Annotated in this window: 5 protein-coding genes; all 5 read right to left on the reverse strand. The window is 61.8% G+C overall.

Annotated features, from left to right (window positions below):
* Window positions 1–270, reverse strand: a 270-nt coding sequence (locus VJ604_RS18900; protein WP_324085196.1) for a methylmalonyl-CoA mutase family protein, incomplete at its 3' end; no start/stop codon positions are given.
* Window positions 271–444: 174 nt separating this feature from the next.
* Entirely contained in the window at window positions 445–2700 is a 2256-nt protein-coding gene (locus tag VJ604_RS18905) for an NADP-dependent malic enzyme (RefSeq protein ID WP_324085198.1), read from the reverse strand.
* Window positions 2701–3014: 314 nt separating this feature from the next.
* Window positions 3015–3674, reverse strand: coding sequence for a carbonate dehydratase (gene can, locus VJ604_RS18910; RefSeq protein WP_324085200.1), 660 nt, complete (start codon window positions 3672–3674; stop codon window positions 3015–3017).
* Between the two features lie 299 nt (window positions 3675–3973).
* On the reverse strand, window positions 3974–6874 hold the full coding sequence (locus VJ604_RS18915) for an ATP-binding protein (RefSeq protein WP_324085204.1): 2901 nt from the start codon (window positions 6872–6874) through the stop codon (window positions 3974–3976).
* Between the two features lie 145 nt (window positions 6875–7019).
* The coding region (locus VJ604_RS18920) for a carboxyl transferase domain-containing protein (RefSeq protein ID WP_324085202.1) at window positions 7020–7579 on the reverse strand (560 nt) is incomplete at its 5' end.

Raw genomic sequence — 7579 nt, forward strand, 5'->3', positions numbered from 1 at the left:
GGACTCTTCGGCGGTGGAGAAGCCGGCGTACTGGCGGACGGTCCAGGGACGGCCGGCGTACATGGTGGCCTTGGGCCCGCGCAGGAAGGGGGCGAAGCCCGGCAGGGTGTCCACGTTCTCAAGCTTCTCGAGGTCGGCCAGGGTGTAGAGAGGCTTCACCTGGATCCCTTCCGGGGTGTCCCAGGTAAGCGAGGAGGTGTTCTCCTTTTTCAGCTCCTTGGCGGCCAGCTGCTCCCAGTTCTGCAGGTCCTTCTTGTCGAATTCGGCCATAGCATGCTCCGTATAATGTAGTTCCCGTTTTCACACTTCAACAGGCCGTGACGCGAGTCACAGCCTGCCGAAGTAACGGTGAAGTATCAGTTAGTATCACATCCTGCGCTTGGTTTGAAGCAGAAAAACAGTGTTACCTCTAATTATAATAATCGTGTATACCGCGAGCGGTCCCTACAGGTTTCCCTGCTGGGCGTCCACCACCGCGATGGCGGCCATGTTGACGATGTCGTCAACGTCATCGCCGCGCTGCAGGACGTGCACCGGCTTGTCCATCCCCATCAGGATGGGGCCGATCGCCTCCCCTTCGCCCAGGTGGTGCAGCAGCTTGTAGCAGATGTTGCCGGAGTTGAGGTCCGGGAAGATCAGCACGTTGGCGGTCTGCTTGAGCTTGGAGAAGGTGAAGCCGTCCAAAAGCTCCTGCACCACGGAGGTGTCCGACTGCATCTCGCCGTCCACCACCAGCTCGGGTGCGCGCTCCTTGACGATCTCCACCGCACGCTTGACCTTCTCGGTGTGCGGGTGCTTGACCGAGCCGAAGTTGGAGAAGGAAAGCATGGCGACCCGGGGCTCGATATCCAGCATGCGCGCCTTCTCGGCGGCCAGGATGGCGGTCTCCGCCAGTTCCTCCGCCGAGGGGTCGATGGAGACGGTGGTGTCGGCCAGGAAGAAGACCCCTTTCTTGAAGACCATCATGTAGAGGCCGTGCACGCTGCGGAGCCCCTCCTGCGCGCCGATCACCTGCAGCGCCGGCCGGATGGTCTCCGGGTAGTGGGTGTCGATGCCGCCCAAAAGCGCGTCGGCGTCCCCCTTTCTCACCATCATGGCGCCGAAGTGGACGCGCGACTTCCTGCGCATGGTCCTGTTCGCCTCGCTCATGGTGAGCCCCTTCCGCTGCCTGAGGGCGTACAGTTCCTTGGCGTAGACCTCGGTCAGCTCGGAGTCGGCGGGATCGACGATGGGGACCTGCAGGTCCAGGTTGAGGACGTTCATCGCCTCCTGGACCTTGTTGCGGTCGCCGATCAGGATCGGGATGGCGATGTTCTCGTCCACCAGGATCTGGGCGGCGCGCAGGATCTTCTCGTTGTCACCCTCGGTGAAGACGATCTTCTTGGGATCGCTCTTCGCCTTGTTGATGATCATGCGCATGATCTCTTTGGACATCCCCTGGCTCGACTCGAGCTGCTCGACGTACTTGTCCATGTCCTCGATCGGCTGGCGGGCAACGCCCGATTCCATGGCCGCCTTGGCGATGGCCGGCGCCACGTGCAGGAGCACGCGCGGGTCGAACGGCTTGGGGATGATGTACTGGCGGCCGAAGGAGAACTTGCAGTTGCCGTAGGCCTTGCAGACGGAGTCGGGCACCTCTTCCCGCGCCAGGTTTGCCAGTGCGTGCACGGCGGCGAGCTTCATCTCTTCGTTGATCGAGCGGGCATGCACGTCCAGGGCACCGCGGAAGATGAAGGGGAAGCCGAGCACGTTGTTGACCTGGTTGGGATAGTCGGAGCGGCCGGTCGCCATGATCACGTCGCTTCTCACCGCGAAGGCCTCCTCGGGGGTGATCTCCGGGTCGGGGTTGGCCATAGCCATGATGATGGGATCGCGGTTCATGGAGGCGACCATGGCAGGGGTGAAGGCCCCCTTGACCGAGAGGCCGTAGAGGACGTCGGCGCCCTTGGCCGCCTCCTCCAGCGTCCTGAGCTCCGTGTCCGCGGCGAAGACCTCCTTGTAGGGGTTCATCCCCTCCACTCTCCCCTTGTAGATCACCCCCTTGGAGTCGCACATGATCAGGTTCGCGGGCTTCACCCCCAAGGCGATGGCGAGCTTGGCACAGGAGTTGGCCGCCGCACCGGCGCCGTTGATGACCAGGCGGATATCGCCGATCTTCTTGTTGACCAGCTCCAGCGCGTTCAGGAGGGCCGCGGCGGAGATGATGGCGGTGCCGTGCTGGTCGTCGTGGAAGACCGGGATGTTCATGGTCTTCTTCAGGGTCTCCTCGATATAGAAGCACTCGGGAGCCTTGATGTCTTCCAGGTTGATGCCGCCGAAGGTCGGCTCCAAAAGCTGGCAGGTGCGGATGATCTCGTCCGGGTCCTCGGTGTCCAGCTCGATGTCGAAGACGTCGATGTCGGCGAAGCGCTTGAAGAGGATCCCCTTCCCTTCCATGACCGGCTTGCCGGCCAAAGCACCCAGGTTACCGAGGCCCAGCACGGCGGTACCGTTGGATACCACGGCGACCAGGTTCCCCTTCGCGGTGTAGCGGTAGGCGGCGGAGGGATCCTTCTCGATGGCGAGGCAGGGCTGTGCGACGCCCGGCGAATAGGCCAGGGAGAGATCGGCTGCGGTCTGGCACGGCTTGGTGGGGACAACCGCGATTTTGCCCTTCCGGCCGCTTTCGTGGTACTCCAACGAATCCTTGAATTTTGCCATGTAACATTCTCCTTGTTAAAGTCCCCGTGGATAAAGGGGATGCTCAAGCCCCTTGGATAAAGGGGTCGTATGTAAGTCCCCCCTGGGTAAAGGGGAACTTGTCAAACGGGAAAAAAAAGCAGTGTTGTCCGGTAAGGGATTTCACGTTACCAGATTTCAGGTGTTGGGCCGTTCGTGCTGAGCCTGTCGAAGCATCAACTGCAACTTTTACAGTCTTTATAGCCGTAAAAGGTTCCACGCCCCCTTCGACAAGCTCAGGGTGAACGGCCATTTGGACCTCGATAGAAAAAAACGCAGATCAGTAAAAGATCTTCTCACGAGGTGAGGGTTTCAATGGTCATGGTCACTGCGGTGTGGTAGGCGGCCTCCAGTTCCTGGCTGCAGCTGACGGTGAAACCGAGGTCCTTCAAAAGACCGTCCCGGATGTCGTAGATCCAGCCGTGCACCGTGAGCGCCTGCCCGCGCGTCCAGGCCTGGCGCACCACCGTCGATTTGCAGACGTGCAGGACCTGCTCCACCACGTTCAGCTCGCAGACCTTGTCGACCAGCCGGTCGGGATGCCTCAAGTCGTCGAGCAGCCGCTGATGCTTCTGCTGGACGTCCTGCACGTGTCTTAGCCAATTGTCGATCAGCCCCATCTCGTGGTTGGCGACCGCCGCATGGACGCCGCCGCAGCCGTAGTGCCCGCAGACGATGATGTGCTTGACCTCGAGGGTCTCCACGGCGTACTGGATGACCGACAGGCAGTTGAGGTCCGTGTGGGTGACCACGTTCGCGACGTTTCTGTGCACGAACAGCTCGCCCGGCAAAAGCCCCACTATCTCGTTGGCGGGGACCCTGCTGTCCGAGCAGCCGATCCAGAGGTACTCGGGGCTTTGCTGCGATACGAGTCGCCGGAAGAACTCCGGGTCCTCCTCCTTCATCCTGAGCGCCCACTCGCTGTTCTTGACCAGAAGTTTATCGAGCTGGGCCATGTGAATATTCCTCGTCAACGCGGTGTCTTTTTTTTAAATAGCCGTTCCCCCTGAGCCTGTCCAAGGGGGCGTGGAACTCCTGCGAGCTATAAAGAGGGGAAAACCTAGCGTTGATGTCTCGGCAGACTCAGCGCGAACGCCATTCACCTGTACTCAACCCCACAATCAAGCACCGACAACGCGTCTCGTTCGCACTGAGCCTGCCAACCGTTTTCAGCCTATCACCTACGGCCACCCCATCCTCACCCCTGCCCTCCCCTTGAAGGGGAGGGAGAGTTGAAGGGAGTGAATAAAAGAAGTTACAAAACGGCGGAGAGGTACTGGGCGGTCAGCTCCCGGCGCTCTTTTTCCAGCGCCTTCTCGTCGACCTCGACGAATTTCTCGTCCGGGGAGACCTTGAAGAGCGGCTGCCCCTTGGTCACGATGGTGCCGTCGCCGGAGGTCATGATGATCTTCTCGATGGTACCGGAGAAGGGCGCGTACACCTTGTTGAACATCTTCATGACCTCGACGATGTAGAGCGGCTGCCCCTTCTCGAAGTGCATCCCTTCGGTGACGAAAGGAGGCATGCCGGGGGCTTCCTGGCCGTAGTACATGCCGCCGCACACCGCCACGATCTCGTCGGCCTTGGTGGCCGGCGGCGGGACCAGCACCTTCTTCATGCGGGCCTGCAGCTCCGGGTCGTGCAGGTAGGGAGGGATGATGATCTCCAGGTCGTCCTCAACCTTGAGATCCCAGAACTTCGTGTTGATGCCGATCTGGAACAGGATGCCCAGCATCTCCAGCCCCGCCTCGAACCCGAAATGGGCCGCGCGGATCTGCTGCCACATGTCGGCGTCGAAGCCCCCCTGCGGCTCCTCGTGCTGAAGGATTTCGTTCAGGGTGTCGTATTCGTCACGGGCCAGGCCGAACTTCTCGCGGATGGTCCTGGAGAAGCGCAGTGCCTGCTGCAGAAGTTCGTTGTCGTGGCTCCAGATTACCTCGGCTGCCGGTTTGTGCGGCCGGTAGTTCATGTGCAGGTACTCGTACGTCTCGTTCAACACGCCGACCGGGTTCCTGAGCCACACCACTTTTCCCTTCTCCATCCTGAAGTTCTTGGTGTTGAGGGAGAGCCAGCCGGACAAAAGGTGCGGATCGCCCAGCAGCCGCTCGATGGGACGGGTGATCAGGGTCCCCTTGCGGTCGAGCAGGTTGGACATGTTCTTGAGCGCCTTGTCCAGAAGCTCGGGATGATCCTTGTGCTGCTCGCTCACCTTCTTAGCGTAGTGCTTCTTCATCTGCAGGAAGGCGTAGACCGGGTCGATCTTGTTGGCAAGCTCCTTCAGGGTCCCCACCAGGGTCAGGTAGGGAACCACGAAACGGGTGGTCGGCTTGGCCATCACGTTTCTCCCCAGGAACCAGTTGACCAGGCCGTAGTGGAACTCCAGGTTGGTGGCGAGGTCCGAGCCGCGCAGGGTGGTGGCGCGCAGCACCTCGGACATCTTCTCGTAGCTGTCCAGGCGGTCGTTCCCCTTGGTCAAAAGGAGGGCGATGTTGGAGTCGTAGGCGCCGGCCACCTTGTACTTCATGAAGATGCGGGTGTCCGGGTTCAGCTTGCTGATCCCCTGGTCGTCGCGGATCTCGCCTTCGATCGGCTTGGACCAGTAGCGGATCATCCCGCCGGCGTGCGGGGAAAGGGAGGCATCGGTGGCGTTCAGGCGGGCCTCCACGGAGGCGTTGAAGCGGACGATGCGCTCCGGTTTGGGGAGCCGCTTCTTGTGGCGTGCGACGATGGCCATCGCCTCCACCAGGCTCTCCACGATGAAGAAGTCGTTCTTGTCCTCGGGGTTCACGAACTTAAGCGAGTAGCAGAGCTCGGTGACCCGGTGCTCCACCTGGATCCTGGTGTTGACCTCCATGAAGTAGTGGCGGTCGCGGTCCACGATGCACTCGAAGGTGGAGGCGGAATCGAGGCCGACCGCCAGGCCGAAGCGCTCGGACTCCTCCTCCATCCTTTTCAGCACCTTCAGGTCGCTTTCCAGCGCCTTCACCTCCGCCTTGCGCCCAGCCTCCTTGGCGCTGGCGATGGCTGCCAGCAACCCTTCCTGGGTGACGGAGACCTCGAGGAGCTTCTGCTCGTGCATCTGCAGCGAACAGTCGCGACCCCCCAGCGCCAGGCACCACTCGCCGTTACCGATCAGCTGGATCTCGTTGTGGCGGGTCTGCTCGATGTTCAGCTCGATCAGGACGTTCTTGTTATCGCCAACCCCGTTCGCCTTCACCTCGTTGAGGATCTCGCGCACCATTGCGGGCGCCTCGGCGGCCTCCTTCTTGATCAGGGCGTCGTCGATCTTCTTGGCGGTGAGCAGCGCAGCACCCAACAGGCGCTGCCCCTTGCCGCCACCGCCGCCGATCGCTTTGAGGCGGACGCGGCTCTTGGGGAACTTCTTCATCATCGCCGCCGCTTCCTCCTGCACCTGGGCGCAGAGTTCCTCGATGGAGAAGAGGTCTATCCCCTTGGCGTAGGAAGCGTACAGGATGTGGTCGGCCAGGTCCTCCAGCGGGAGCGACTCGTTGGCGAGCACCTGCGGGTCGCACTGCAGCGCGTCGGATTCGACCAGCGCCAGAAGCTGCTCCCGGGTGGGATGCTTCTTGAGGAGGGTCTTGGCGGTGACGTTGTCGATGCCGGGGGTAACGGAAACGTTCACCGATAGCGCGGTGCGCTTGGCCTCATCCTTCTTGCCGGCGCCGGTCTGGGTGGCGGCGCAGGGGCCGATGAACTTCAGCCCAGCCTGCTCGATGGCGCCCACGAACTCGTCGTCCTCGGCCATGAAGCCGTAGCCCGCGAAGATGGAGTCGTAGCCGTTGTCGATGGCGATGCGGATGATCTGGTGGATGCGCTCGACGCGCTCCTCCTTGCTGGCGCCGGTGTAGTCGGGCACGCGGTGAACGCGCTTGGGATCGGTCAGCTTCCTCAGTTCGGGCGCTAAAGCGTTGGCGTAGACGATGGAATCCTTTTCAGAGAGGAGGATGCCGTAGTGGGTGATCCCCATCTCGTGGTAGACGTCCATGGCCTCCATGCGGATCGGTCCGCGGCAGACGATGAGAGGCTTGAGGTCCTCGCAGGCAAAGGAGCGCACCCAGGCGGAGGTTGACTGGCTCAGCCTGCGGTCGCGATGGATAAGCGGGTTGCCTACATAGTTGTCGGAAATGTCTGTCATCTTGGTCACCTCCGCTTTATAGCCGAACGGGAGTCCCGACTGCTCCTGGCGCGCTGCCTGTTGTGCAGCTACCGCCCCCTGGAGGTCGAAGCTCGCCCTGCTGCCGTTCTCATTTCCCGTTCCCAAATTGATGGTCGTCGTCATGTTAGTGGAACTCCCTCTGGACCGACTGCATCGGGCCCGGTTTGTAGTGGCGCAGGAAGAAGTTGATGTTCTCGCCCAGCACCTTCCTGAGATCGGTCGGCATGACCAGCGAGGAGATGGAGCCGAGCGAAAGTGCCTCTTTCGGGTTCATAAGCTCCTTCTCGTAGCGGGTGTTCAGCACCGCCTCCTGGGCGCGCAGCCATTCGGCCACGTCCTTCTCGGCATCGACCTTCGCGTATTCCGGCTTCACCCCCGCGTCGATCCGGTCCTGGGTGCCGCGCTTGACACGCTCGCTGACCTCGCTTCTGATCTTCCTGAGCTCGTTCTTGTAGACGAACTCCTTGCCGGCCGGACCCATGACCGCCAGCCGGGTGGTGGGGAGCGCCAGCACCAGGTCGGCGCCGGTCGGGTAGTTGTTGAAGGAGGCGTAGGCCCCGCCGTAGGCGTTCCTGAGGATCAAGAGGATGCGCGGGGTCCTGATGTCGACGATGGAGTCCAGCATGGCGCGGCCGGCGTGCACGATGCCGCGTGCCTCCTGCTCGCGACCCGGCAGGAAGCCGG

Source organism: Geomonas sp., assembly GCF_035254065.1.
GTDB lineage: Bacteria > Desulfobacterota > Desulfuromonadia > Geobacterales > Geobacteraceae > Geomonas.

Excerpts from the sequence above, each read along its gene's own strand:
- can (WP_324085200.1), bottom strand. The coding sequence starts at position 3,674 with ATGGCCCAGCTCGATAAACTTCTGGTCAAGAACAGCGAGTGGGCGCTC.
- VJ604_RS18915 (WP_324085204.1), bottom strand. The coding sequence starts at position 6,874 with ATGACAGACATTTCCGACAACTATGTAGGCAACCCGCTTATCCATCGC.
- VJ604_RS18905 (WP_324085198.1), bottom strand. The coding sequence starts at position 2,700 with ATGGCAAAATTCAAGGATTCGTTGGAGTACCACGAAAGCGGCCGGAAG.